At 41.1% G+C, this 26,880-nt stretch carries 21 protein-coding genes and 2 riboswitches; of the genes, 13 read left to right on the forward strand and 8 right to left on the reverse strand.

Going from position 1 to position 26,880, the window contains the following annotated elements; genetic code table 11:
* Positions 1-36 precede the first annotated feature (36 nt).
* The 4 genes from metH to BMX30_RS00655 are packed head-to-tail and all read right to left on the reverse strand — an operon-like array spanning position 37 to position 7,631.
* Positions 37-3,492, reverse strand: coding sequence for a methionine synthase (gene metH / locus BMX30_RS00640; RefSeq protein WP_090740185.1), 3,456 nt, complete (start codon positions 3,490-3,492; stop codon positions 37-39).
* Positions 3,485-5,335 (reverse strand): bifunctional homocysteine S-methyltransferase/methylenetetrahydrofolate reductase, encoded by a 1,851-nt coding sequence (locus tag BMX30_RS00645; RefSeq protein ID WP_090740187.1) that lies wholly within the window; start codon positions 5,333-5,335, stop codon positions 3,485-3,487. The genes metH and BMX30_RS00645 overlap by 8 nt, the downstream gene beginning before the upstream one ends.
* A gap of 5 nt (positions 5,336-5,340) precedes the next feature.
* On the reverse strand, positions 5,341-6,519 hold the full coding sequence (metC, locus tag BMX30_RS00650; protein WP_090740189.1) for a cystathionine beta-lyase: 1,179 nt from the start codon (positions 6,517-6,519) through the stop codon (positions 5,341-5,343).
* Positions 6,519-7,631 (reverse strand): methionine biosynthesis PLP-dependent protein, encoded by a 1,113-nt coding sequence (locus BMX30_RS00655; RefSeq protein ID WP_090740191.1) that lies wholly within the window; start codon positions 7,629-7,631, stop codon positions 6,519-6,521. Before BMX30_RS00655 ends, metC begins: the two co-directional genes overlap by 1 nt.
* A 281-nt stretch (positions 7,632-7,912) precedes the next feature.
* Positions 7,913-8,023: riboswitch (SAM riboswitch) on the reverse strand.
* 271 nt (positions 8,024-8,294) lie between these two features.
* On the opposite strand from BMX30_RS00655, the gene BMX30_RS00660 reads away from it, so the two are divergent.
* Positions 8,295-8,564 (forward strand): hypothetical protein, encoded by a 270-nt coding sequence (locus BMX30_RS00660; RefSeq protein WP_090740193.1) that lies wholly within the window; start codon positions 8,295-8,297, stop codon positions 8,562-8,564.
* Between the two features lie 138 nt (positions 8,565-8,702).
* On the opposite strand, the gene qoxD is transcribed toward BMX30_RS00660, so the two are convergent.
* The 4 genes from qoxD to qoxA all read right to left on the reverse strand — a co-directional run bounded on the left by qoxD (position 8,703) and on the right by qoxA (position 12,502).
* Positions 8,703-8,984 carry a cytochrome aa3 quinol oxidase subunit IV gene (qoxD, locus tag BMX30_RS00665; RefSeq protein WP_090740195.1) on the reverse strand — a complete coding sequence of 94 codons (282 nt, stop codon included), beginning with the start codon at positions 8,982-8,984 and terminating at the stop codon, positions 8,703-8,705.
* Between the two features lies 1 nt (position 8,985).
* Positions 8,986-9,582 (reverse strand): cytochrome aa3 quinol oxidase subunit III, encoded by a 597-nt coding sequence (qoxC, locus tag BMX30_RS00670; protein ID WP_090740197.1) that lies wholly within the window; start codon positions 9,580-9,582, stop codon positions 8,986-8,988.
* Positions 9,582-11,528 carry a cytochrome aa3 quinol oxidase subunit I gene (gene qoxB, locus BMX30_RS00675; RefSeq protein ID WP_090740199.1) on the reverse strand — a complete coding sequence of 649 codons (1,947 nt, stop codon included), beginning with the start codon at positions 11,526-11,528 and terminating at the stop codon, positions 9,582-9,584. Before qoxB ends, qoxC begins: the two co-directional genes overlap by 1 nt.
* A gap of 74 nt (positions 11,529-11,602) precedes the next feature.
* On the reverse strand, positions 11,603-12,502 hold the full coding sequence (qoxA, locus tag BMX30_RS00680; RefSeq protein WP_090740201.1) for a cytochrome aa3 quinol oxidase subunit II: 900 nt from the start codon (positions 12,500-12,502) through the stop codon (positions 11,603-11,605).
* Between the two features lie 433 nt (positions 12,503-12,935).
* Between qoxA and BMX30_RS00685 the strand changes: the two genes are divergently transcribed.
* The 12 genes from BMX30_RS00685 (at position 12,936) to ppdK (ending at position 26,835) form a co-directional block, all read left to right on the forward strand.
* Complete coding sequence (locus tag BMX30_RS00685; protein ID WP_090740202.1) at positions 12,936-13,361, forward strand: hypothetical protein; 426 nt, start codon at positions 12,936-12,938, stop codon at positions 13,359-13,361.
* On the forward strand, positions 13,349-13,636 hold the full coding sequence (locus BMX30_RS00690; RefSeq protein ID WP_090740204.1) for a YxcD family protein: 288 nt from the start codon (positions 13,349-13,351) through the stop codon (positions 13,634-13,636). The genes BMX30_RS00685 and BMX30_RS00690 overlap by 13 nt, the downstream gene beginning before the upstream one ends.
* Before the next feature lie 77 nt (positions 13,637-13,713).
* Positions 13,714-16,296: a DEAD/DEAH box helicase gene (locus BMX30_RS00695; protein WP_090740206.1), complete on the forward strand. Its 2,583-nt coding sequence runs from the start codon at positions 13,714-13,716 to the stop codon at positions 16,294-16,296.
* Positions 16,297-16,415: 119 nt separating this feature from the next.
* Positions 16,416-17,684, forward strand: coding sequence for a LysM peptidoglycan-binding domain-containing protein (locus tag BMX30_RS00700; protein WP_090740208.1), 1,269 nt, complete (start codon positions 16,416-16,418; stop codon positions 17,682-17,684).
* Positions 17,685-17,783: 99 nt separating this feature from the next.
* A riboswitch (FMN riboswitch) is annotated at positions 17,784-17,931 on the forward strand.
* A 139-nt stretch (positions 17,932-18,070) separates the two neighbouring features.
* Positions 18,071-19,153, forward strand: coding sequence for a bifunctional diaminohydroxyphosphoribosylaminopyrimidine deaminase/5-amino-6-(5-phosphoribosylamino)uracil reductase RibD (gene ribD, locus BMX30_RS00705; RefSeq protein ID WP_090740210.1), 1,083 nt, complete (start codon positions 18,071-18,073; stop codon positions 19,151-19,153).
* A 13-nt stretch (positions 19,154-19,166) separates the two neighbouring features.
* Positions 19,167-19,823 carry a riboflavin synthase gene (gene ribE / locus BMX30_RS00710; RefSeq protein WP_090740212.1) on the forward strand — a complete coding sequence of 219 codons (657 nt, stop codon included), beginning with the start codon at positions 19,167-19,169 and terminating at the stop codon, positions 19,821-19,823.
* 13 nt (positions 19,824-19,836) lie between these two features.
* Positions 19,837-21,030 carry a bifunctional 3,4-dihydroxy-2-butanone-4-phosphate synthase/GTP cyclohydrolase II gene (locus tag BMX30_RS00715; RefSeq protein ID WP_090740214.1) on the forward strand — a complete coding sequence of 398 codons (1,194 nt, stop codon included), beginning with the start codon at positions 19,837-19,839 and terminating at the stop codon, positions 21,028-21,030.
* A gap of 14 nt (positions 21,031-21,044) precedes the next feature.
* The gene (gene ribH / locus BMX30_RS00720) at positions 21,045-21,515 is read left to right on the forward strand and encodes a 6,7-dimethyl-8-ribityllumazine synthase (RefSeq protein WP_090740216.1); all 471 of its coding nucleotides are present in this window, start codon (positions 21,045-21,047) and stop codon (positions 21,513-21,515) included.
* 190 nt (positions 21,516-21,705) lie between these two features.
* Positions 21,706-22,458, forward strand: a complete 753-nt coding sequence (locus BMX30_RS00725) for an exodeoxyribonuclease III (protein WP_090740218.1) — start codon at positions 21,706-21,708, stop codon at positions 22,456-22,458.
* A 242-nt stretch (positions 22,459-22,700) separates the two neighbouring features.
* Entirely contained in the window at positions 22,701-23,354 is a 654-nt protein-coding gene (gene ccpN / locus BMX30_RS00730; RefSeq protein WP_280139913.1) for a transcriptional regulator CcpN, read from the forward strand.
* Positions 23,351-24,172 (forward strand): pyruvate, water dikinase regulatory protein, encoded by an 822-nt coding sequence (locus BMX30_RS00735; RefSeq protein WP_090740220.1) that lies wholly within the window; start codon positions 23,351-23,353, stop codon positions 24,170-24,172. Before ccpN ends, BMX30_RS00735 begins: the two co-directional genes overlap by 4 nt.
* Positions 24,172-26,835, forward strand: a complete 2,664-nt coding sequence (gene ppdK / locus BMX30_RS00740; protein ID WP_090740222.1) for a pyruvate, phosphate dikinase — start codon at positions 24,172-24,174, stop codon at positions 26,833-26,835. Before BMX30_RS00735 ends, ppdK begins: the two co-directional genes overlap by 1 nt.
* Positions 26,836-26,880 lie beyond the last annotated feature (45 nt).

Consider the following 26,880-nt stretch of genomic DNA (forward strand, 5'->3'; position numbering starts at 1 on the left):
ACTAAGTGATTTGGTCCTTTTTTATTATGTTTCACATTAGCCATTGCGCAAAACGTTAAAATACCTTGCTTCCGGATGGGAGAAAACGAGGGCTGTGACGGAAGCTTCAGGCTCCATCATGCAGCCGTCCGTTAAATTGATCCCAATATCTTCAGGTTGGATTAATTTAAACAATTTCTTCTGGTCATCAAGCTCCGGGCAGGCAGGGTAGCCGAAGGAGAATCTTTGGCCCTGATATTTTGCTGCGAACCGGTCTTTCATCGACATGCTTGTTGGGTCAGGGAAGCCCCAGCGGTCACGCATCTGACGATGAATCAATTCGGCATATCCTTCAGCCGTTTCCAATGCTAGTGCTTGTAATGCATGACTCTCAAGGAATCGCCCTTCATTTTTCAACCTCTCGGCGACCTGACGAATCCCTTTCCCGGCAGTCACAGCGAAGAATCCGACATAGTCCATTTCAGAATCACCGACAGGCCGTAAAAAGTCTGCGAGGCAAAGTCCCGGGTCCACTTCTTGGCGAGGGAACTCAAAGGTTTCAATTATCTTCTCTGAGTTTTCCGATTCATAGATATGAATCTTGTTTCCATCTGCTTGTGCAGGAAAGAACTGGTACATGGCTCTTGGTGTTATCCAGTTATTGGCCGTGGATTCAGCGATCAACGACTCAACCACATCATTGACCATAACGGCCTTCTCATCGCCCTCAGCAAGGAGGTTCTCAATTTTCCCTTTCACACCAAGATGATGGCCAATCAACATCTGTTTATTGATATAAGGCTCAATATGCGCGAGTGTATAGGATTTTAATAGGTGTCTTCTTAAGTCCTGTGGTTTATACACTGGCGCCGTACGGATTGTCTTCTGGCGAGTTAGAACCGCTGTCGCCGCTCCGGATGGACTCATAATCGGTGCTCGCTGGGCTAACTCTTGTGCTTTTGTTTGTTTTTCGGTGACGATTTTTTCTAGTTCAGTAGGATCGCCAAGTTGATTCGCTAACGATAAACCGTTCATCGCATCTTTTGCATATAAAACAAGTCCATCGTATTGGGCGGCAATTTTCGTATCCGTAAACTTTCTTGTGAGAGCGGCACCACCAACGAGTATTGGTACATCAATCCCAGCTTGCTTCATATCATTCGCAGTTAAGACCATCTGCTGCGCTGACTTAACAAGCAGTCCAGATAATCCTACGATCGTTGGTTTTTCCTTTTTGATTGCCTCAATTAAGAGGTTAGGGGTAACCTTGATTCCTAAATCGATGACCTCATAACCATTATTGCTTAAGATGATATCGACGAGGTTTTTCCCAATATCATGAACATCGCCTTTCACCGTAGCGAGAATGACTTTCCCTTTTGTAGAAGAGCTGTCGTTTTTCGACATATGTGGTTCAAGATGAGCGACAGCTGCTTTCATTACTTCAGCGCTTTGCAAAACTTCTGCAACAATCAACTGATTATCGTTGAATAGCCGGCCCACTTCTTTCATCCCATCCATTAAAGGACCGTTAATAATATCAAGTGGGGCAGGGTAGCTATTCAATGCGATGTCTAAGTCTGGAATGAGTCCTTCTTTCGTGCCTTCAACAACATAGTATCCAAGACGTTCTTCAAGCGTCATATCCGGAATCGAACTTTTAGCTTCTTTTTTCTTTCCACGATAAAACTCGGTAAACGTAGCAAGCGTCTTATCCGTTGTGTCAAAAAGGAGTTCTTCAGCCATTTTTATTTCTTCTTTAGAGATAGAGGCAAATCGCTCAAGCTTCTCAGTATTTACAATCGCATAATCAAGACCTGCCTGTGTGCAGTGATAAAGGAAGACTGAATTTAAAACTTCTCTCCCAACAGGTGGAAGACCGAAACTAACATTGCTAATCCCGAGGATGGCTTGCGTCTCTGGGAATTCTTCCTTGATTTTTTTAATTCCATCTACCGTTGCTTTCGCTGAACCGATATATTGTTCGTCACCGGTTCCAACAGGGAAGACTAATGGGTCAAAAATGAGATCCTGCGGCGGTACGTTATATTTATTTACTAAAAGTTGGTAGGAGCGTCTAGCGATTTCTAACTTTCTCTGGGCCGAAACACCCATTCCTTTTTCATCAATCGTTCCAACAACAACAGCGGCGCCATATAGATGAATCAAGTGTGCCATCGCTTCAAATTTTTCCTCGCCATCCTCAAGGTTGATGGAATTAATAATGGCTTTCCCTTGGGAATAGCGAAGAGCCTTTTCAATCACTTCAATGTCGGTTGAATCAATGACTAGGGGAACTTTTACTTTTTTAACCACTTCTTTAATAAATTGTTCCATATCCTGAAGTTCATCCCGATCAGGGTCTGCAAGACAGAGGTCAATGACATGGGCACCATTCTTAACTTGTGCTCGCGCAATTTCTGCTGCCTCCTCAATTTTCCCCTCGGAAATCAAGCGTTTAAACTTTCTTGAGCCAATGACATTCGTGCGCTCTCCAACCATGATCGGTCTCAAGGTCGGATCGTCATATATAAACGGTTCTATACCAGAAACCATATGCTGTGCAACTGGTTCTTTTTGGCGTGGTTGATAGGACTTCATTGTTTCAGCAATTGCTTTTATATGAGCAGGGGTTGTTCCGCAACACCCTCCGACAATATTCAGCCATCCTTCCTGTGCAAAACCGGCCAATTTTTGTGCCAATGTTTCTGGAGTCTCATGATAAATTCCTTCTTCGTCGGGAAGACCAGCATTCGGGTAACAGCTGACAGCAGGGGTAGCCAGGTTAGCCAATGACCTTAAGTGTTCCTGCATAAATTCTGGTCCCGTCGCACAGTTTAATCCAATGGCAATTGGGTTCATATGCTCGATGGAAATATAAAACGCTTCAATTGATTGGCCAGCGAGGGTAGTACCCATCGGTTCAATCGTTGATGAAATCATTAATGGGATTTCAAATCCTCTTTTCTTAAAAGCTTGCTTGAGTCCGATAAAGGCTGCTTTAACATTCAATAAGTCTTGACTGGTTTCAAGCAAGAGAAGGTCGACACCACCATCTAGTAAACCAAGTGCCTGTTCCTCATAGGCAATAGCTAACTCTTCAAAGGTGGCACCACCAGTAACACTTAACGTTTTGGTCGTAGGACCCATTGCTCCTGCTACAAAGCGGGGCCATTCAGGTTTAGAAAATTCCAGTGCTACTTTCTTTGCCAGCTCGGCAGCAACCTTATTAATCTCATAAGCCCGATGACCTAGGTCATAATCATCAAGAACTAGGTTGGTTGCGCCAAAGGTGTTTGTTTCCACAATGTCAGCACCAGCTTCAAAATATTCACGGTGGATGTTCTCAATCACCGAAGGCGCTGTAAGGTTTAGGTTTTCATTGCAGCCTTCATAGTCCTCTCCACCGAAATCGGCGGCAGATAGATCTGCTTGTTGAAGCATCGTACCCATTGCTCCATCCATAATGAGGATTTTCTTCTGCAACTGTTCGGTAATTGAAGCTTTAGACATTTTGTTTCCTCCTTGAAACACGATTGCTGTATTCTCGAGCATATTCGGCAAGTTCAACCGTCATTTCATAATTCATAAACGGGGTAATTAAATAAATGCCATTGAATAGTTCGGCGGCTGTCTCGATAAGTGATTTGGTAATCGCAATGCCTTCCCGTTTTGATTGAGTTGGATTATCTTTTAATTTAGCCATGGTATCTAGAATGTTCTGAGAGATCTTGATTCCAGGTACTTCATTATGAAGGAACTCAGCATTTCTACTACCTGTTAATGGCATAAGACCAATGTAAACAGGGGCGTCTAAATGCTTGGTTTGTTCATAAACGTCTAAAAGAAGTTTTTCTGAATAAACAGGCTGGGTGATAAAATAATCAGCGCCACATTTAATTTTCTTTTCCATTCGAGCAACAGCCTTTTCGAGTGAACGAACATTAGGGTTTAAGGCAGCAGCAATTGAAAATGCACCTTTTTGCCCTAAATCTTTTCCAGAAAAAGACAAACCGTTGTTGAACTGTTTAATCAACTCAATCAGTTCAAAAGAAGCAACGTCGAAAACAGAAGATGCACCGGGAAAGTCACCAACCTTAGCCGGGTCACCAGTTATGGCCAGGATATCGTGGAGACCAAGAGTATGAAGTCCCATTAGATGGGATTGTAGGCCAATGATATTCCGGTCCCGACAGGTGAGATGGACAAGTGGCCGTAAGCCAATCTGTTCTTTAACCAAGTGACCAAGAGCTGAATTGGATACCCTCGGCGAGGCAAGGGAGTTATCCGCCAGCGTTACTGCGTCGATTCCGGCCTTTTTTAGCGCTCTAGCACCTTCGAAAAATTTGGTAGTATCAAGTTTTCGTGGTGGATCGAGCTCGACGATGACCGACGGGCGGGTTTTGACAATCTCATGTAGAGCTGGCTCAGCTCGATTGATTGTCGGTGATTGGACTGTAATCTTGTCCTTATATTTAACTACTGTTTTTTCTGAGATTGGTGCTAAACCCTTCAGCTCGGCTGCAAAGGCACGAATATGTTCTGGTGTCGTTCCACAACAGCCTCCGAGAAGCCTGACACCTTGCTCACGAAATCTTCGAGCCGATTGTCGAAAATAATCCGCACTGCTCTCAAATTGAAATTTCCCATCTGTGTAAGAGGGAAGTCCGGCATTCGGATAAGCAGATAGAAAGGCTTTCTGCGGAAGTTCGACTTCTTCTAAAGAAGAAATCATATGGTGAGGACCTAGACGGCAATTCAGCCCGACCACATCCGCACCAAGGGATTCTAACTTTTTGAATGCATCATTTAATCTTGTTTGATCCTGCAGCAATCCTTGCTCTTGAAGAGTTACTTGTGCAATCAGAGGCAAATCTGTCTCTTTACGGGCAATTGCTAAAACTGTTTCAAGTTCAGCCTTATCATAATAGGTTTCAAGAAGGATGCCATCAACACCCTCAAGTAATAAACAATAAAGTTGCTCCCTGAAACTTCTCTTTATTTCTTCTAGTGAGACGTTGTTTGGTCTGATTCCGCGGTTTCCCCCAATTGTTCCCAAAACAAATGCCTTATTTGACGCTGCCTTTCGGGCATGTCGCACTCCTAAACTATTAATCTCCTTTACTTGATCTTCAAGTCCATACCTTTGAAGTTTTAAATAGTTCGCAGCATATGTGTTCGTTTGGATGACGTCAGCTCCTGCTTCAATATAAGCTTGATGAATTCGAACGATATCATCTGGACGGGAGAGGTTAAATTCTTCGAAGCAATTATCAGTTCCATAGGAATGCAGAAGCGTTCCTATCGCCCCATCTGCTATTAATATTTCATTCTTCAACCTTTGCAGGAAACTCATCGGATTCATCCTTCCTTAATTAAATTACGAGAGGCAATATCAAGTGCCTGTGAGAAATCGTTAATAATATCCTCTGTGGACTCTAATCCTACTGAGAGGCGGAGAAGAGTATTGCTAATTCCACGCTTAAGTCGCTCACTTTCAGGCATAGCGGCATGTGACATTTTTGTCGGGTAGGAAAGAATAGATTCTACTCCTCCAAGACTGACCGCAAAGACTGGGAGTTTCACGTTATTAACAAATTCATTAAACAATGACTCATTCTCTAGTTCAAACGAGAGGACAGCACCAGGGCCCTTTGCTTGTCGGCTATGAATCTCATACTGTGGATGGTTCTCTAAGCCAGGGAAATGAACCTTCTGAACAAGAGGGTGGTCTTGAAGGAACGCAGCAATCTTTTCCGCGCTTTCTTGGGATTGCTTCATTCTTACTGACAAGGTCTTGATTCCTCTCATTACTAACCAAGCATCTTGAACTCCTAACACAGCACCAAAAGAATTTTGTAATGTATAAAGTTTCTTGCCAAGCTCCTCATCCTTCACTACAGCTAGGCCGGAAAGGGTATCACTATGTCCTCCTAAAAACTTTGTTGCACTGTGAAGGACTACGTCGACACCAAGCTCGAGTGGTCGTTGAAGGTAAGGAGTCATAAATGTATTATCAACAAACGTAAGCGCACCGATCTCCTTAGCAATTTCACAAACAGCTTTAATATCAGTTACTTTCATTAATGGGTTTGATGGAGTTTCCATATAAAGTAACTTCGTGTTTGGACGGATGGCAGCTCTTACTTCTTCTAGATTCGTCATATCAACGAAGGTATGTTCAATGCCAAAGCGGCTGAGCACCTGGGTAACCATCCGGAATGTACCACCATAGACATCCTCGGTAACGACAACATGGTCTCCTTGAGAGAGCAGAAGGAAGGCAGTAGAAATCGCGGCCATCCCTGAAGAAAAGGCAAAGCCACGAGTTCCGCCCTCCATGTCGGCAATAATATCTTCTAGCGCTTCACGTGTCGGATTCAGGCTTCGACTATAATCAAATTTCCCAAAGCTATCCACTGACGGTTGATGAAAAGTAGATGCATATTGTACTGGGACACTGACTCCTCCAGTAGTTGGGTCAAATTTATGTTTATTATGTAGAAGTTGGGTTTCAAATGTAAAATCGTTTTTTGTCATTAGAATTCCTCCTGTTTTGCTGCTTTTGAAAAGGCTTGATCAAGATCGCTCATTAAATCTTCCACATCTTCAATTCCAACAGAGAAGCGAAGCAGGCAGTCATCGACACCGTTGGCTTCCCGAACTTCCTTTGGAATGTCTGCATGGGTTTGTGTTGTTGGGTACGTGATAAAGCTTTCAACACCACCTAAGCTTTCGGCAAAGGTAATAAGATTAAGATTTTGTAAAAAAGGATTTACCCAAGTTGCATCCTTAACGCGGAAGGAAAGCATTCCGCCACGTCCTGAATATAGAACATCGGTTACGGCATCATGTTCTTTCAAGTAATTCACTAGAGCCTGAGCGTTCCGTTCATGACGCTCCATTCTTAAAGATAATGTTTTCATTCCACGAATTAACAACCAAGAATCGAAGGGACTAAGGACAGCGCCAGCTCCGTTGTGGTGAAGGAATAATGCTTCACCTAATTTATCACCCTTAGAAACAATCAAGCCTGCTAAAACATCATTATGTCCGCCTAGATATTTAGTACCACTGTGAATGACAATATCGGCACCTAAAGTAAGTGGCTTTTGAATAAGTGGGGTATAGAATGTGTTATCAACAATTACAAGAATTCCTTTTTCTTTCGCAATCTTTGCAATCGCTTCGATGTCCGCAGTTTCCATCAAAGGATTTGTTGGGGTTTCAATAAAAATGGCTTTGGTGTTTGGTGTAATTGCAGAGCTTACTTCATCCAAATCACTCATATCAACGTAGTGAGAGTTTAATCCCCATTTTTTAAAGGTTTGTTCAAGAATACGATAGGTACCTCCGTATAAATCCTTTGATACAATCCACTCATCCCCAGATTGAAATAGGGAGATAATCGTAAAAATAGCGCCCATTCCTGAGCTACAGGCAAATCCACGATCTCCTTCTTCTAAGTCGGCAATCGCTTTTTCAAGAATTTCACGAGTTGGGTTTCCAGTTCGGACATAATCATAACCACTTGACTGTCCGATGCCTTCATGGCGATAGGCTGTTGATAGATAAATAGGTGGGTTGACTGTTCCAGTAGCCGTTTCACTACGATTACCAATTTGTGCAAGTTTTGTATTGATTTTTACCATGAATAACACTCCCTATGTTTGTACTTTCTAATAGATGCTTTGATTCGATAAAAAAACAAAAGCGCAAGCGCCTTGATCAGCCCTGAAAGGCATAAGACGAACCGGCCAGAAGGTTGTACTTTAACCTTCTTGACGGATTGGCTTATGACCCGAGGGGCTAGGCGCTGGAGCTGGATGTAGAGAACAAAAACAATTTCCACACCCTAGATTTTTATAGATTCCTAAACAATAAAAAAAGTCTTCTATAAGAAGAAGACTTTGTTTTTGCAGTACGAATCTTCTTCTCATCTGCCAAGTTTAACAACTTGCTGGACTTAGCACCTTTTCAACAAGTAATGCTGAAGGTTGCTGAGGTATCACAGGGCCAGACCCTCAACCTCTCTGGATAAGAAACGGGTTAATTTATAATTTTCTCTAAACTTTACTACAGTAAATCGGTAAATGTCAATGGAATTTGTATAATATTCTAGTGAAAGAATAAGTTTGAAAAAAGTGTGAAAAAAGATTGATATTTTTGTGAACATTTTGTGTCATTTTTCATTTTTTTTGTTAAAATAGAAACATCATCCAATTGATGAGTTTTAATACCAACTTATTGCTTCTTAATTAGTATTCTTGAATTTAGGGTTTGAAAGCGCATTCATTACAAAGGAGATGAACAGGATGGAAGCTTATAGCAAATTATTGAATTGTGTGAAGTTTGTGGGGGGGAGTATCCTTTCTGTTGGAGTATTAATGTTTTCGTATGGTTTCTTTATTAGTAATAGTATGCTTACAGGACTTGGATTAGGGGCTGCTGTAGGAGCCATTTTTATCTTTATCATGGGTGTGTTTTTTGTAGTAACAGAAGAGATGTTGGAGAATACAGATAAGGGGACCATTGTAGTGCCAGCTAAATACAGCAAAAACGTAGTTCCTTTCAAGTTAAAATAAAGGCTGGTTTCATAAGTTTAAACCGAAAGCCGATTTTAACGAAACTTCAGCTCTATTCTATTAATAAAAGTAAGTCTTAGCAAAGAGCGAAATAAAAGAAGGAGCACCTATAAAGGCACTCCTTCTGTCAGATTGTAATTACATATCCCAAACCATTGCCAACAAGGTTCCAAAGATGGTCACAAGAGCAATGATTAAGCCATAATAAACGTTAGTATAAATGGCTGCCTTATCTTCCGTTTCACCGGCATGCATAAATACTTTTAACTGAACACCCGCCTGGACAAAGGCAGTGACAAGAAGGATGGTCATGCCGACTGCAAAAGGCATATCCAGAAAATAAACAGCTAAAGCAATGACCGTTAGAAGTAAGGAAAACGCAAATCCAATAACCTGTTTAGCAGGGAATAATTCTTTCATCTTACATCATTCCTTTCAGGTAGATGAAGCTGAAGATGAAAATCCAGACTACATCTAAGAAGTGCCAGTATAGAGAGAAAATGAATGATTTATTGGCTGTTTGTGGAGTCAAGCCGCGCTTTTTGACTTGTAGGATAATATACAATCCCCAGAACAAACCTAGCGTTACGTGAGCTCCGTGTGTTCCTAATGTTGTTAAAAGGATAGAAGTGAAAGCACTTGTTTGAATCCCTGCACCAACATGAACATAGTGAACAAATTCATAAATTTCAACACCCAAGAAGGCTAACCCTAGTATAAGGGTCACTGAGAAAAAGGTAAGCATAGCCTTTACTCTACCTAGGCGCATGGCGTGTACACCTAAGCCAATTGTGAAACTACTAGTTAAGAGCAACAGTGTTTCGATTAATACTGGAGTGATTTCAAAGATTTCTGCTCCACTTGGTCCGCTTCCTGTACGGTCAACTAATGTGAAGTAGGAAGCGAATAAAGTGGCGAAAAGCATGATTTCTGCACCAATAAAAATCCAAAACCCTAAGATATTTAATTTATTCTGGTCTGTACTATATTCAAGTGGCAGCGAGTGATCGATTTTCATTATTTAGCACCTCGCATTTTCGTTTCTGTCTCTTCGATTTCTTTTACAGAAATATGATGACCATGATCTTGTTCAAATGATCGATGAGTCATAAAAGCAAAGATTCCGAGAGTTGCTATGATTGCCGGAATCCACAAGCTAAAGATTAGGGCAAATCCCCAGATGAAGAAGATGACACTCATTAAAAATGGTGCACCACTGTTATTCGGCATGTGAATTTCTTCGTATTTACCTTTGAAGAGGACATGACCTTTTTTCTTTGCATCCCATAAAGCTTCACTTGATTTAACTTCTGGGAGGACAGCAAAGTTATATTCTGGTACCGGATTATGTGTTGCCCACTCAAGAGTACGAGCATCCCATGGATCGGAACTGATATCTCTTGAAGCGTAACGAGTGCTGTAATAGATGTTATAGACTATTAACGCAAAACCAATAGCCATAATACCTGACCCAACGAAGGAAACCATATTTAATGGTCCAAATCCAGTAGCTTCAGAGTATGTGTACATACGACGTGCTTGACCATCTAGACCTGTAATGTACATTGGCATAAATGCTAGTAAGAAACCAATGGATAATAACCATGCTGTCCATTTACCAATTTTCTCGTTCAGCATGAAACCAAACAGTTTTGGCCAGTAATAAGTTAGACCCGCAAGCATCGCAAATACAACACCAGGAATGATTACGTTGTGGAAGTGAGCGACTAAGAACATCGTATTATGATATTGGTAGTCAGCTGCAGACATCGCAAGCATTACTCCGGTTACTCCACCAAGTGTAAAGAGTGGAATAAACAGAACCGCATAAAGCATCGGTGTAGTGAATTCAATTTTCCCTTTCCACATTGTTAACAACCAGTTGAAGATCTTAACTCCTGTTGGAACGGCAATTGCCATCGTAGTGATGGAGAAAATACTGTTTGTTAAGGCACCTTGACCCATCGTGAAGAAGTGGTGGGCCCAAACCAGGAATGACATTAGTGAGATAACAACCATGGAAGCAACCATGGATTTATAGCCGTATAGGTTACGACGTGAGAATGTCGAGATAACCTCACTGTATATACCAAACGCTGGTAAGATTAAAATATAAACTTCAGGATGTCCCCAAACCCAGAAGAGGTTGGCCCAAAGCATATCCATACCGCCGTTTTCCATTGTAAAGAACTGAGTTCCAAATAAACGATCCATTGTTCCCATTGCTAACGCTACTGTTAGGACAGGGAAGGCAAACACGATAATGACATTCGCGATAAATGAAGACCATGTAAACATTGGCATTTTCATTAGTGTCATGCCAGGAGCTCTCATTCTAAGAACTGTGGTAATCATATTAATACCTGTCATTAAGGAACCGATCCCAGAAATCTGGAGGGCTATCATATAATAATTTGTTCCTACCGATGTACTGAACTCATTTCCAGCAAGTGGGAAATACGAAGTCCAGCCGGCATCCGGTGAACCACCAATGACGAACGAGATATTAAATAACATGGCTCCCATAAAGAATAACCAGAAGCTCAGTGCATTTAATCTTGGGAACGCTACGTCACGTGCTCCAATTTGTAATGGAATAACGATGTTCATTAAGGCGAAAATAAACGGCATCGCCATAAACATGATCATTACAATTCCATGTGTTGTAAAAATTTCATTATAATGCTGTGAATCTAGCAATGTATTTTCGGGGGCGGATAGTTGAGCACGCATCATAATCGCGTCGACACCACCGCGGAAAAGCATAATTAATGCTGAGATTAAATACATAATACCAATTCGTTTGTGGTCAACAGTTGTCAACCATTCACGCCATAAGTAGCCCCATTTTTTAAAGTAGGTTAAACCTACAACGAGCGCTATCATAACCAATCCTATGGCAACCATGGATGCGTATATCGCAGGGCTTGGATGTGGGACCGCAAACCGTTCAAAGAATTCCATCCGTTTGTTCTCCTTTCGAGAAAAAGATTTATATCAATTAAACTAGGAATTAATAAATCTTATATAATCTAAATTTAATGATCGTTGTGCTCAGAGTGTCCTTCACTTGTATCTTCGCTAGAGTCAGATGAATCCGTTGAACCGTGGTTGTGCCCTTCAGGAGCTGGGCTAAAGTCTAAATGTGTTCCAGTAAAGGTCATTCGACCAAGGTGTCCAGGTTCTAGCAATTCATTGAATTTTTCTTCAGTAATAGGAGAGGCTGTATCCTTTACTTCTTCAACCCATTCTTCAAATTCTTTAGGGGACATAGCGGTAACGTCAAATGTATTTTCTGCAAATCCTTTCCCACTGAAGTTCGCATTTCGGCCCATATACTCACCTGGTACGTCAGCGGCTAAGTGTAAAGTGGTAACCATGTCACTCATGGCATACTTTTGACCACCTAGCTGTGGAATCCAAAAACTTGTGATTGGTCCAAAGGAATAAAGCTTAAATTCTAGGGCTCTGTCGGTCGGAATGTACAAATAGTTAACTGTTTCAATATTTTCTTCTGGATAACTAAAATGCCATTTCCAGTTGGAAGATGATGCATAGACAACTAAAGGTTCTTTATCTTCATAACCTTTTGGGGTTGCTTCAACAATATAGTTACTTTGAACAGATACAAAGGATAGGTATCCTACGATAAGAACTGGAATTCCAACACAGATAGCTTCAACCCAGGGATTTCCCTCGATATGTGGCGGTTCATAATCTGGACTCTGTTTGGAGGCTCTGTACTTAATTAATACAAAGATTAATATCGCAAAAACAACTAGGACAATAAAGGACATAATACCAATAGAGAGCATTATATCGTGTGCTAATCTTTCAGCCATTGGGCCTTTTGGGTCAAGGACCATTAATGGTTCGCAACCAGCCAAAACTGCAGTTAATGTCATGATTACTGAGAGTAACGCCCATTTCAATTTCATAAAAGTTCCCCTTTCATAATTTACAAAACAACAAAACCTTGATTATTATAGCACAATAACATGTTAACTTCTTCACAAAACGTTTATTTTTTTATGTTAATATCAAGGTAAGTTGTGGGAAAGTGTGATTTACATCACACAATCTCCCGTTTAGAATGATTTTAACATAGAAGTCATTCGTAATTATTGACCTAATTGTGACCAATTAGTGAAAACATTTTATCCCAAATAAAAAACAGTTTTGATAGAACTATAGTCAAAAGGACAAAATAAGGGGTATGGGACAAAATATATAAAACACTATATAATAGGAAGAAACCAATATGAATTTGATTGCAATTGTGTTTTTATTAAAATATATAAAATAAATGAAACCTCTTCACATGTTCGTTCGTATAACTTCTATGTGAGAGCAAAAATCAGGAGGATGAAAATGGGAAAAAAAATTATGGCAGCATTTGTAGCATTAACGATTATTTTTTCACCAATTGGAAATGTTGTTGTGCAAGACCTTCAGCAAACAGAGGTAAGTGCGAAAAAATACAGATCTGGTTCTAAAGGTTTTAAACCAGCACCGAGCCAGAATCAAAATAATGTTAATCGCCAAAACAACACAGTCAATAATAGAAACAATGCAACGACAACAAGAAATAATAATGGCGGCTTAATGCGTGGCATTATGTACGGTGGTCTTGCTGGTTTGTTATTTGGTGGATTATTGGCAGGAATGGGTGGTTTAGGCCCAATCCTCGGAATGGCTATTAATATTATTGGGATCTTGCTTGTTTTCATGCTGATTAGCCGTTTAATTACCGCATTCAAAAAGAAACGCGAGGAAAATGACCCGTGGCGCCGTTAACCATAAACGAGCAGGATGTTGTTAATGCTATTTGTTTATATGTCGCTGATAAAAAGCAAGTCCCACCAGAAGAAGTAGAAGTAGATTTGATGTTCGATGATGATTATGGATTTTCTGCAGAAACCTTTGTCCAGGGACGAAAACAAATTCTTGTAAAGCAAAATATGATTGAGGCTCTTCGAATGTGGTTAGACCAGGTTTTAGGGAGGGATCCTTTTTCAGGAATTGAACTTGTTCTTGATGATGAGGAAGGTATCATCGCTATAATTAGATAATAATCTTCGCCTGTCTATAATTGGACAGGTTTTTTTACATATAATAATAAAAACGGACGGAGAAAGGGGACAAACAAATGACAAAATTGGAAGATATATACCCTGCCGCCATTGAGCAGACAAAGCAAAAACTTATCGAGGATGTCGATAATTATTTAGAGAAGAATGAAACGATCCCTTCTTATATGGAATACATTGAAGAACGAAGACAGTTTATTGAGCAAATTTGGATAAATGTATGGATCAATAAAGCATCCAATGATGTTCCTAAGAAGGAAAAAAAGCAATTCTTGAAAAATAAAGGATATGAAACCGAAGGGGTAGATAAAAAAATCATCAATAAGTTGTTTCGGGATGAAATAAGGAATGAGAAAAGTTTTAATGCCATCCAATGGCTTGATAGCAAGTTTGCTGAAGATCGTGAAGGCTGGGAGAAAAAAGCATACAGAGCCCAAGAAGCATACCTGGCTAGACAAGCAAAAGCTGAAGTAGAAAAAGAGCAAAACGCCTTTGTTTTTGAGTTCCAAAAGTGGTTTGAAAACTATTTAGAGAAAAACTTTGTGCTCTTTTACCTTTATGTTCGTTACTATGCTGCCAAACAGGTGAGTCGTGATTTACAAAAGAATCCAAAATACAAGTATGTTGAACCTTTTAGGCTTGAAGAGAAATTAGTGGTTGATGGTAAATTTAATCAAGATGATTACCGGACAGCAGCAGATTTTTTTAATGAATTAACGGGTGGAGTTCAAGCTTCATATGATTGGGGCCAACGTTCCTTTGAGTACGAAACTTACTATGACTTTTATGAACAAGCTATTTTGGAGTATATGTATAAGTTAATCCCAAAAAAAGTAACAGATAATCTACCTCAAAACCTAAATGCCAAGTACAAAGAGTTATTTCAACAAAACTTTTCTGGCGCTAGGATTGTGGAATGGTTTGATGATGAATGTTTGGATCTCACTGAAAAAATCATACAGGAGCTTGAAATCGAGTACCTTGATGATCTATTAAAATTAGTCGACATTCCATTTGACGAGTCTAAACATCGTGAAATTTATGAAACAGATGTTGCTGAACGTGAACGGAAAAAGGCAGAGGAATTAGCTGAACTGGAGCGAAAAAAAGCAGAAGAAGAACGAATTATGGATGACATCTTTGGTAAAGCATATATCCCCTCTGTTGGTTCGAACTTGAGATATGTCTTGCATATTGGTGAGACAAACACCGGTAAAACCCATCATGCCCTAAAAAAAATGAAAGCTGCGGAAAGTGGACTATACCTAGCACCACTTAGACTCTTAGCTCTTGAGGTTTTCGATAAACTAAATGGGGAAGGTGTACTTTGTTCATTGAAGACAGGAGAAGAAGAGAAGTTAGTTGAAGGAGCAACTCATATTTCGAGCACGGTGGAAATGTTTCACGAAAAGGATTTCTATGAAGTGGTTGTCATTGATGAAGCGCAAATGCTGGCTGATAAAGATCGAGGATTTTCATGGTATCGGGCAATAACAAAGGCCAATGCAAGAGAAGTACATATTATTGGCAGCTGGAATATTAAAGATATGCTTTTTAATCTTTTGGAAGGTGTCGAGCTTGAGATTCATGAATATTCTCGGGACACTCCACTTGAGGTGGAGAATAAAGAGTTTGAACTAAAACACACGAAAAAAGGCGATGCACTCATATGCTTTTCACGTAAAAGAGTGTTAGAAACAGCTGCCAAATTAAAGCGTAGTGGTCATTCCGTGAGCATGATTTACGGAAGTATGCCTCCAGAAACAAGGAAAAAGCAGATCGAGTTATTTAATTCTGGACAAACAAAGGTAGTTGTCGCGACAGACGCAATTGGTATGGGCTTAAACTTACCAATCCGGCGAATTGTGTTTCTTGAGACCGAAAAATTTGATGGCACAAGACGAAGAAGGCTTACATCTCAGGAGGTCAAGCAAATCGCAGGACGAGCTGGGCGGAAAGGGATTTATGACATCGGTAAGGTGGCATTTACCGCTGATATAAAACATATGAACAGACTATTAGAACAAATGGATAATCCTGTAGAGACATTTGCGATTGCACCAACATCTACCGTATTTGAACGTTTTCAGCATTATTACCGAGATTTAGGGACCTTTTTTGAGCTTTGGGAAAAATTCAACTCGCCTAAGGGAACGAAGAAAGCTTCACTTACAGAGGAACAGGACTTATATGAACTGATCCGGGGAACGCCGATTGAAGCGAGATTTTCAATGATGGATTTATACGGTTTTCTTCATTTGCCATTTTCAAAAAAAGAACCCGGATTGGTGCGGCAATGGTTGGATACAATGATGGCGATTACAGATGAGACTGAAATTCCCGAGCCGATTATAAAACGAAAAGGACTAGAGGATTTTGAATTATCCTATAAAGCCATTGGGCTCCACCTGTTATTTTTATATCGAATGGGAAGACGGACTGAGGCCGTTTACTGGGAAAGAGTACGCACGGAAATCAGTGACGAGGTGCATGATTCGTTACGAGACGAAGTAGAAAATTTCCGCAAAAAATGCAAACGATGTGGGAAACCGCTTCCGGAAGATTCATCTTTCCCTATTTGTGACCCTTGCTTCCACGGCAAATTCAGACGAGAAAATCGTGGTCGAAGGCGACGTGCGTAACGTCCTATACGACATTAAGCATATTCCTATATGAACACCATAAAATGGTTAATAAGTAGGATTTTAACGTGTAGAGAGCACTAAACATTCTACTTAAAGAACCGAAAAGGTGTGGTTGAATGGGTGTGCATGTTGTACAAAGCGGGGAAACTCTTTGGGCCATTTCAAGGATGTATCGAGTTTCGATTTCTGAGATTATGTCGGATAATGGGTTGCCATCAACAAATTCCCTAACTCCTGGACTTGCACTCTATATTCCAAGGGACCAGTCACCATACCGTTTATACCGTATTAAGTCTGGGGATAGTCTTTGGAAACTAGCCGTTCTATATAATACGACACTTGAAGCCATCACCGAGGCTAATCCTGCACTCGCTCAAAACTCTTTAAGTGTTGGGCAGATTATTACGATTCCCACAGACGTTAAAGTGGAAATGGTCACGCTCGGTTTTATTGTTCCATACTCACAACAAGCCGCCATTGAACAAGTTTCTAGGTTAGCAGGACAGATAACTTATTTGGCAGTGGCGGCTTATTCACTTACAGCTGAGGGCTATGCCTATGTACAACTTGAAGACCGTGAGCTAAGCTCTACAAGTAAGAGGCTAGGGCTTAATCCTTTATTAATGATACGCAATCAAATTGGTAGCGAGTTTAGTGCCGAATTAATTGGGAGAGTGCTTGAAAACCCCGATTTTCGTAAAAATCTAGTTAACAGCTTAATCGCATTAAGTCGAGAACGTGGATATAGCGGTATTAGCATTGACTTTGAATTTATACCTCCGGCAAGGCGGAGTGATTTTCTCGCATTCCTTAGAGAACTTAAAGAGGCACTTGGAACATTGATTCTTCATGTAAACGTTCACGCGAAAACTGAAGATATACCCAATAATCCGATTATCGGTGCCTATGATTACCAGGGGATAGCACGAATTGCCGATATCGTAGCCGTGATGACGATTGATTATGGTTATCCAGGTGGCCCCCCTGATCCGGTATCCCCTGCTTGGTGGATAGAGCAGGTAGTTATGTATTCACTCACCCAAATAAATCCTAAAAAACTCCAGATTGCGATGCCTCTTTATGGATATGATAAAATTGTTCCGGACAACACAACGATTGCAAGATCTGTAATGGCAGCGCAGAACGTAGCCCTCGCTCACTGGCGACCTATTCAGTATGATGAACGTGCAGATTCGCCCTTCTACCAATACCGGCAAAATGATCAGGAACATTTCGTTTGGTTTGAGGACATTAGAAGTTATATTGCAAAATATCGGCTTATTGATTTATATGGACTATTGGGAACGACCTTTTGGCAATTAAGCCTGCCAGCCCCACAAAACTGGGCTTATGTCAGAGACAGGGTTAACATTATTAAATCTTGATAAAAAGGAGAAAGGGGAAATCTTTCTTCTTTTTTTATATTATGAATAATTTTTCTTTTCTTTTTTGTTATAAAAAGCATATAATAAGATTTAAATATAATATTCCTTCGGGGTCGGGTGTAATTCCCAACCGGCGGTGATGAAGCGTTGGCTTCTTAGTCCGTGACCCGGTTAACGTATACGTTAAGCGGTGGATCTGGTGAAACTCCAGAGCCGACAGTTATAGTCTGGATGGGAGAAGGAAATTTTAAAATCTTGGGTTGTAATCATGGGTGAAGTCTGCTCGTTTTTAACCCTTAATTTTCTATTGCCATTTTAAGGACCCTGAAGTATCTGTATTTAGAGATGCTTTTGGGTCCTTTCTTGTTTGCTAGGAGGCTGTTGGAATGAATGATCAAGAGTATATGAAGATGGCGATTGAACTGGCGAGAAGTGCTGAGGGTCAAACCTCGCCTAATCCGATGGTAGGTGCTGTGGTTGTTAAAAACAATCAAATTGTCGGAATGGGTGCTCATTTAAAAGCAGGAGAGCCCCACGCAGAAGTCCATGCAATTCGGATGGCCGGAGATAAGGCAAGGGGAGCGACGATTTACGTTACACTAGAGCCCTGCAGCCACCATGGGAAGACCCCCCCATGTGCTGACCTTATTATTTCAACTGGCATTGAAAGGGTTGTCGTGGCTTCGACAGATTCCAATCCGCTTGTATCAGGACGCGGTATTAGTAAGTTGAGAGATGCCGGGATCGTGGTGGATACCGGAGTCCTAGAACATGAAGCTCTCGAATTGAACGATGTTTTCTTTCATTTTATCGAGACAGGCTTACCATTTGTCACTTTGAAATCGGCTGCAAGTTTAGATGGGAAAACAGCGACGGCCACAGGAGAAAGCAAGTGGATTACCGGAGAGGCTGCAAGACAGGATGTTCATCGTCTTCGCCATGTACATGATGCCATTTTAGTAGGAGTGAATACAGTTCTGACCGATGACCCAAGCCTAACCACTAGGCTACCGGGAGGCGGGAAAAATCCGGTCCGCATTATTCTTGACTCAACACTCCGAACACCAATGGATGCTCGAGTCATTGTAGATGGAGAGGCTGCTACATGGCTAATAACCACCACCAAAGCTAATTCAGATAAAATAGCCGTGCTGGAAGCTGCCGGTGTTCAAGTGATTCAACTCGAGACAGACAGAATAGACATTCGTGATGTTTTAAGTGCACTTGGAAATCGCGGCATTACCTCTGTGTTCGTAGAAGGTGGGGCCGAAGTTAATGGAAGCTTTCTTAAAGCAGGTGCCTTTCAACAGGTTATCAGTTACATTGCTCCGAAACTAATTGGAGGAAAGCTGGCCCCGTCAGTTTTCGGTGGAGAAGGAATCTTACATATGGATGATGTCGTGGATCTACAAATCAAAGATGTAACAAGGATTGGTGAAGATATCCGCGTAATGGCTAAGCCACGATAGGGAGTTGATAACGATGTTTACTGGAATAATTGAAGAAATTGGAACGATTGCTGGAATTCGTAGGACAGGCCCGATGTTTGAAGTCTCCATTCATGCTGAGAAGGTACTGAAGGATGTAAATCTAGGGGATAGTATTTCAATTAATGGTGTTTGTCTCACTGTTACTTCGTTTACAGCTGGGAAGTTTTCTGTTGACGTCATGCCGGAAACGGTAAAAGCAACCAATATCGGAGCGCTCCAACCTGGCTCAAAGGTTAATCTGGAGCGGGCGATGGCAGCAGGAGGCCGGTTTGGCGGACATTTTGTTTCCGGTCATGTTGATGGCACTGGAATAATTGTCCGAAAAGAACGAGTAGAAAATGCGGTTTACTATGAGATTGAAGTAGGTGAAGACTTAGTTTCCGGTATGATTATGAAAGGCTCTGTTACAGTTGATGGAACAAGCTTAACCATCTTTGGTCTATCAGAGAACACGTTTACGATTTCCTTAATTCCACATACGATGGAAGAAACGATAATCGGCCAAAAACAATCCGGTGATATGGTGAATATTGAGTGCGATATGATTGGTAAATACGTGGGACACTATTTAAGAGGCACAGGACTTGGACAAGGACAAAAGAAAACTTCACTGACGAAAAGTTTTTTAGAAGATAATGGATTTGCATAAGGGGGGAAGGTAAATGTTCGATAAAATTGTAGATGCAATTGAGGATTTGAAAAACGGGAAAATTGTGATTGTCTGTGATGATGAAGACAGAGAAAATGAAGGAGACTTTATCGCCTTAGCCGAAAAAACTACCCCGGAGACAATTAATTTCATGGTAACGCATGGGCGTGGCCTTGTGTGTGTTCCGGTTGAAGAAGAACTGGCACAAAAGCTTCAATTGAATGCGATGACCTATGATAATACGGATCCACATGGAACGGCTTTTACGATTAGCGTCGACCATCGCAGCTCTACTACTGGGATCTCTGCTCACGAGCGGAGCACAACGGTTCAGGAATTAATTAACCCAAATTCAAAGCCTGCTGATTTTAAACGACCAGGACATATATTCCCATTGGTTGCGAAAAAAGGTGGAGTATTAAGAAGAGCTGGTCATACGGAAGCAGCGGTAGATCTTGCGAAAATGTCTGGATCCGCACCTGCGGGTGTCATCTGTGAAATTATGAATGAAGACGGCTCAATGGCGAGAGTTCCGCAATTAAGGGAAATTGCCGATCGATTTGGTTTAAAAATGATTACTATTAAGGATATGATTCATTATCGTAATCAACAGGAAAATCTGGTTCAAAGAGAAGTTGAGATCGAACTTCCGACAGAGTATGGGGATTTCCGAGCGGTTGCTTATACAAATGCTGTGGATGGGAAAGAACATGTTGCTCTTGTCAAAGGCGATGTTACGACAGTAGAACCAGTACTTGTCAGGGTTCATTCCGAATGCCTCACAGGTGATGTGTTTGGGTCATTCCGTTGTGATTGCGGGCCTCAGCTTCATGCTGCCTTAAGCCAGATTGAAGCAGCGGGCAGAGGTGTACTCCTGTATATGCGTCAAGAAGGTCGAGGAATTGGTCTGATTAATAAGATGCGGGCTTATAAGCTTCAGGAACAAGGTTTGGACACAGTAGAAGCGAACGAAAAACTAGGATTTGGACCAGATCTCCGCGACTATGGCATTGGTGCCCAAATTTTGAGAGACCTTGGAATTCGTCAGATGAAGCTATTGACAAACAATCCAAGAAAAATTAGCGGACTAGGTGGTTACGGTCTCGAAGTCGTAGACCGGGTCGCTATTCAAATGGAAACAAAAAAAGAAAACGAGCACTATTTAAAAACGAAAAAATCGAAACTAGGTCATATGCTTCATATATAATAGGGGGAATTATAATGGCGAAAACATTTGAAGGAAATTTAGTAGCAACAGGATTAAAAGTCGGCATCGTAGTTGGCCGTTTTAATGAGTTTATCACAGGAAAACTCCTCGGCGGTGCTCAAGATGCTTTGAAAAGACATGGTGTGGCTGAAGAAGATATTGACGTAGCTTGGGTACCAGGTGCATTTGAAATTCCATTGATTGCCCAAAAAATGGCAAACAGTGGTCGCTATGATGCAGTAATTACATTAGGTACTGTTATTCGCGGGGCAACTCCTCATTTTGATTATGTCTGCAATGAGGCTGCAAAAGGAGTTTCTGCAGCTGCAATGAACAGTGGAATCCCAGTCGTCTTTGGTGTTCTTACAACGGATTCTATTGAACAAGCGATTGAAAGAGCTGGTACAAAAGCAGGGAACAAAGGCTGGGATGCTGCCTCATCAGCGATTGAAATGGCAAACCTTTGCCGTAGCTTAGACCAGTAAAAATTGGATAGGACTCCTCGGTTAATTGTATTTAGATTTTGTATTATAATTTTAAGGATAGCCGTATTAGCTATCCTTATTTTTATTGCTTTTATTGATTTTGAGGAGCATTTTGTAAAAATGGGTTAAAATGATGATTATTATTGAAGTGCCATCAAGATACTACAGATAAAATTGAGGGGAATATCTTATGAAACTTATATCTTGGAATGTAAATGGGCTACGTGCTTGCTGCAATAAAGGATTTTTAGACTATTTTAAAGAGGTAGATGCGGATATTTTCTGTGTTCAAGAAACAAAGCTACAAGAGGGACAGATAAGTTTAAATTTAGAGGGATATCGTGATTATTGGCATTATGCCGTTAAAAAGGGGTATTCAGGTACAGCCGTTTTTACGAAAATAGAACCAATCTCGGTCCAATATGGAATAGGTATGGAAGAATATGATTCTGAAGGGCGAGCAATCACCCTTGAATTTAATGACTTTTATTTGGTGAATGTGTACACGCCAAACTCCCAGCGGGATCTTGCCCGTCTATCATTTCGTTTAACATGGGAGGATCGACTACAAGAATATTTGCTTGGTTTAGATAAGGTAAAACCAGTTGTTCTCTGTGGAGATTTAAATGTTGCTCACCAAGAAATAGATTTAAAGAATCATAAATCGAACAAAGGGAATTCAGGGTTCACTGTCGAAGAGCGTGGAAAGATGACAGATTTACTTGCCAGTGGATTTATCGATTCATTTAGACATATGCATCCTGACCAAGAAGGGGCTTATACTTGGTGGTCCTATATGAATAAGGTGCGTGAGCGAAATATTGGCTGGAGGATTGATTATTTCATTGTTTCGGAGAAATTAGCACCTGCAATTTCAAAAGCCGCTATTGATTCTGAAGTGCTGGGAAGTGACCACTGTCCGATTTTACTTGAAATGATTTAAGAGAGTTTTATTCAAATTAAAAAAGATCAAGGCTGATCCAATATACGGGGTCAGCCTATTTTTTTTGTTGTCGACAGATTGATTAGGTGTAATAATTCGAAAATTTGTCAAATAATAAAAAATCTCTTGTACCGAATAATGTTTAAATGTAATATACTATATATAAATAAGCATAACACAATTGAGCGTTTTGAAAAATAATGATACATATTGATGTGTTCCTATGAGGGGCGGTGATTCCAATGAAACTATCAAAACGTCAACAGGAGATTTTAGAGATTGTCAAAGAGGATGGACCGATTACAGGAAAACAAATTGCAGAAAAGCTCTCTTTGACTAGAGCAACGCTAAGGCCGGATCTAGCGATTTTAACGATGGCTGGAAATCTTGATGCAAAGCCACGTGTTGGCTATTTTTACAATCCCCAAAGTGAAGCAAGGCAAAATGCTGCGAGCTTAGCAAAACAAATTGTAAATAATTATAAAGCCCATCCAATTGTTGTTCAAAAATCGGCTTCCGTATATGATGCAATTGTGCAAATATTCCTAGAGGATGTTGGTACTTTATATGCAGTGGATAAGGATGGCCTTTTAGCAGGTGTCATTTCCCGTAAAGATTTGTTGCGGGCTGCCATTGGCAATAACAATCTTGAAGAGCTGCCAGTTAGCGTAATTATGACAAGGATGCCCAATATCGTAACGGTCCAGTATAATGAAACCCTTCTCGATGCAGCAAAAAAGTTGATACACAATCATATAGACTCTTTACCAGTTGTAAGAGAAGTGGATGGGGAAAACCAGCTTTATGAGGTAATCGGGCGAATCACGAAAACCACGATTACACGAGCATATGTTGAGCTTCTTGAAACTGAAGGATTGGAAGTGAAGTTGCTTTGAAAAAAAAGGAAGTTGTTTACGTTGTTTCCGACTCTGTAGGGGAAACCGCTGAATTTGTTGTAAAAGCTGTTGCTACCCAGTTCAACGGGGGAAGTGTTGATATTCGAAGGAACTCCTATGTAGAAGATGTAGAAGATATTGAAGATGTTCTCGTTTTAGCGAGACAAAGTAACCAATCGATTATTGCCTATACAATAGTGATTCCGCAGTTAAAAGACTATCTTGATAGGCGTGCTACCGAAGAAGGCATCTTGGCTGTTGATTTATTAAACCCATTAATGAACGCCTTTGAACAAAAATTCGAAAAGCCACCTAATCAGCAACCAGGGTTAATGAGGCAGCTTGATGATGATTATTTCCGTAAAATCGAAGCGATAGAATTTGCGGTTAAATATGACGATGGCCGTGATCCTCGTGGAATTGTTCGTTCCGACATTGTCTTAATTGGTGTGTCACGGACATCAAAAACACCGTTGTCGATGTATTTGGCACATAAAAGGTATAAGGTGGCGAACGTACCTCTCGTCCCTGAAGTAAAACCGCCGGATGAATTGTTTAATGTACCTCGTTCGAAATGTGTAGGTTTGATTATCTCTCCAGATAAGTTAAATGAAATACGCACCGAACGCCTGAAAGCACTGGGACTTACCTCACAGGCCAATTATGCAAGCTTTGAACGCATATTAGAGGAACTTGACTACGCCGAAAAAATTATGAAACGTGTAGGTTGCCCAGTCATCAATGTTTCAAATAAGGCCGTGGAAGAAACAGCAAGCCAAATTTTAGACATTTTAAAAAGCGAAAGGAGCTATACATAATGAACAAATTTGTGTATATGTTCAATGAAGGAAATAGTGAAATGAAGGAACTTCTAGGTGGAAAGGGAGCCAATCTTGCCGAAATGACGAGCATTGGACTTCCTGTTCCCTTTGGCTTTACAATCTCAACGGAAGCATGTAATGCCTATTATGACGCTGCTAAAACAATCCCAGTAGAAGTACAGGATGAGATTTTACTAGCATTAAATAAACTTGAAGCAAACACAGGGAAGAGACTTGGAGATCCAGAAAACCCACTTTTGGTTTCTGTCCGGTCGGGTGCTGTTTTCTCCATGCCGGGCATGATGGACACCATCCTAAATCTAGGCATGAATGATGAAACGGTAGAAGGAATGGTTCGCCTGACAAACAATCCACGTTTCGCTTACGATTCCTACAGACGCTTCATTCAAATGTTCTCAGATGTCGTTCTTGACGTTGACACGTTCTTTTTTGAGCGTTTATTAGAGGAAACGCGTGAAGAAAAGGGATATCGTTCCGACCCAGAACTTACCGCTGAAGATTGGAAAGAAGTGATTGCTGGTTATAAGCAAATCGTGAAAAAGCATACACGCAAGCCCTTCCCGCAAGACCCGAAAGAGCAATTATTCTTGTCTATTAATGCGGTGTTTGATTCTTGGAATAACCAAAGAGCAATCGTGTACCGCCGCCTGAATAAAATTCCTGGCCATCTTGGTACGGCGGTCAATATTCAAAGTATGGTCTTCGGGAACATGGGGAATGACTCCGGTACAGGTGTTGCTTTTACTCGAAATCCATCGACGGGCGAACATTTACTCTACGGTGAGTATTTAATTAATGCCCAAGGGGAAGATGTTGTTGCGGGGATACGTACACCACAGCCGATCAACACATTACAAAACGAAATGCCTGAAGTCTATGAACAATTTGTAGCTACATGTAAACAGCTTGAACAACATTATTTGGATATGCAGGATATTGAGTTTACCGTAGAACGTGGGCAGTTGTTTATTTTGCAAACTCGTAATGGAAAGCGTACCGCTCAAGCTGCCATTCGCGTTGCGGTTGAAATGGTCAAAGAAGGAATTATTAGTAAAAAAGAAGCGTTACTTCGCGTGGACCCAGAACAATTGAACCAGCTATTACACCGCCGGATTGATGATACCTTTGTCCGCACTCAGTTAGCGAAAGGACTACCTGCTTCACCAGGAGCGGCAACTGGTGCAGTCGTATTTGATGCTGATGAGGCTGAACTCTTAGCTAAGGACGGTAAAAAAGTCATTTTAGTTCGTCAGGAAACAACACCGGACGATATTCATGGAATTATTGCTGCCCAGGCTGTTATCACCAGTCGTGGTGGAATGACGAGCCATGCGGCTGTTGTAGCACGAGGGATGGGGAAAGCTTGTATTTGTGGTTGTGAAGCGATGAAAATCGATTTACAAGCAAAAGAGTTTCATGTCAAGGAAACAGTTGTTAAAGAAGGCGACATTATAACGATTGACGGTGCGACCGGAGAAGTGATGCTTGGTGAAATCCCAATGATTGAACCAGAGCTGTCTTCCGAATTCCAAGAGCTTCTAACATGGGCGGATGAAGAACGTCAACTTAGGGTTCGTACGAATGCTGATAACCCTGAAGATTCACAAAAAGCACGGGAATTCGGTGCTGAGGGAATTGGACTTTGCCGTACAGAACACATGTTTATGGACCCAACTCGTGTTCCAATCGTTCAAGAGATGATTCTTGCTGAAACCTTCGAAGACCGGCAAGTAGCACTAGCTAAACTTTTGCCAATGCAACAAAGTGATTTTGAAGGCATTCTTGAGGCAATGCATGGTTTCCCAGTTACAATCCGTCTACTTGATCCACCGCTTCATGAATTCCTTCCGGACAAAGAAGAGCTAATCGTTGAAACGACTAAGTTGCAGTTATTAAATCCGGAATCAAAAGAATTAAAAGAAAAAGAACTACTATTGAAGAAAGTACGTCAACTTGATGAGTTTAACCCAATGCTTGGTCATCGAGGTTGTCGTCTGGGGATGATTCACCCAGAAATTTATGAAATGCAGGCTAAAGCAATATTCTATGCAGTGGCCGAGTTGGCTGAAAAAGGAATTGAAGCAAAACCGGAAATCATGATTCCACTTGTCGGGCATGTCAACGAGCTAAAAGAAATGCGTCAGCTCGTGATTGAGGCTGCGAATCTAGTAAAAGAGGAAACAGGTAAGGACCTCATCTACACGATAGGGACGATGATTGAAGTTCCACGTGCAGCCCTTACAGCGGACCAAATTGCTGAAGAAGCAGACTTTTTCTCATTTGGGACGAATGATTTAACACAAACCACTTTTGGCTATAGTCGGGATGACGCGGAAGGAAAATTCCTTCAGAACTATATTGAGAATAAAGTATTAGCAGAAAACCCATTTGCTGTCCTAGACCGTGAAGGTGTTGGTAAGCTTGTTGAGATGGGGGTTAAACTTGGTCGCCAAACAAAGCCTGAATTGAAAACAGGCATATGTGGTGAGCATGGCGGCGAAAAGAGCTCGATTGAATTCTGTTACCAAACAGGGTTAGATTATGTTAGCTGCTCCCCGTACCGGGTACCAATTGCCCGTTTAGCAGCCGCGCAAGCGACCATTCGTTATAGTAAGGAAAAAGAGCTAGTAGTAAAGTAATAGAATGAAGCAAAGAAGGGGAATCTCCTAGATGAATTGGTGATT

It is taken from the genome of Mesobacillus persicus (assembly GCF_900109925.1).
GTDB lineage: Bacteria > Bacillota > Bacilli > Bacillales > Cytobacillaceae > Mesobacillus_B > Mesobacillus_B persicus.

Excerpts from the sequence above, each read along its gene's own strand:
- metH (WP_090740185.1), bottom strand. The coding sequence starts at position 3,492 with ATGTCTAAAGCTTCAATTACCGAACAGTTGCAGAAGAAAATCCTCATT.
- BMX30_RS00645 (WP_090740187.1), bottom strand. The coding sequence starts at position 5,335 with ATGAGTTTCCTGCAAAGGTTGAAGAATGAAATATTAATAGCAGATGGG.
- metC (WP_090740189.1), bottom strand. The coding sequence starts at position 6,519 with ATGACAAAAAACGATTTTACATTTGAAACCCAACTTCTACATAATAAA.
- BMX30_RS00655 (WP_090740191.1), bottom strand. The coding sequence starts at position 7,631 with ATGGTAAAAATCAATACAAAACTTGCACAAATTGGTAATCGTAGTGAA.
- BMX30_RS00660 (WP_090740193.1), top strand. The coding sequence starts at position 8,295 with ATGGAAGCTTATAGCAAATTATTGAATTGTGTGAAGTTTGTGGGGGGG.
- qoxD (WP_090740195.1), bottom strand. The coding sequence starts at position 8,984 with ATGAAAGAATTATTCCCTGCTAAACAGGTTATTGGATTTGCGTTTTCC.
- qoxC (WP_090740197.1), bottom strand. The coding sequence starts at position 9,582 with ATGAAAATCGATCACTCGCTGCCACTTGAATATAGTACAGACCAGAAT.
- qoxB (WP_090740199.1), bottom strand. The coding sequence starts at position 11,528 with ATGGAATTCTTTGAACGGTTTGCGGTCCCACATCCAAGCCCTGCGATA.
- qoxA (WP_090740201.1), bottom strand. The coding sequence starts at position 12,502 with ATGAAATTGAAATGGGCGTTACTCTCAGTAATCATGACATTAACTGCA.
- BMX30_RS00685 (WP_090740202.1), top strand. The coding sequence starts at position 12,936 with ATGGGAAAAAAAATTATGGCAGCATTTGTAGCATTAACGATTATTTTT.
- BMX30_RS00695 (WP_090740206.1), top strand. The coding sequence starts at position 13,714 with ATGACAAAATTGGAAGATATATACCCTGCCGCCATTGAGCAGACAAAG.
- BMX30_RS00700 (WP_090740208.1), top strand. The coding sequence starts at position 16,416 with ATGGGTGTGCATGTTGTACAAAGCGGGGAAACTCTTTGGGCCATTTCA.
- ribD (WP_090740210.1), top strand. The coding sequence starts at position 18,071 with ATGAATGATCAAGAGTATATGAAGATGGCGATTGAACTGGCGAGAAGT.
- ribE (WP_090740212.1), top strand. The coding sequence starts at position 19,167 with ATGTTTACTGGAATAATTGAAGAAATTGGAACGATTGCTGGAATTCGT.
- BMX30_RS00715 (WP_090740214.1), top strand. The coding sequence starts at position 19,837 with ATGTTCGATAAAATTGTAGATGCAATTGAGGATTTGAAAAACGGGAAA.
- ribH (WP_090740216.1), top strand. The coding sequence starts at position 21,045 with ATGGCGAAAACATTTGAAGGAAATTTAGTAGCAACAGGATTAAAAGTC.
- BMX30_RS00725 (WP_090740218.1), top strand. The coding sequence starts at position 21,706 with ATGAAACTTATATCTTGGAATGTAAATGGGCTACGTGCTTGCTGCAAT.
- ccpN (WP_280139913.1), top strand. The coding sequence starts at position 22,701 with ATGAAACTATCAAAACGTCAACAGGAGATTTTAGAGATTGTCAAAGAG.
- ppdK (WP_090740222.1), top strand. The coding sequence starts at position 24,172 with ATGAACAAATTTGTGTATATGTTCAATGAAGGAAATAGTGAAATGAAG.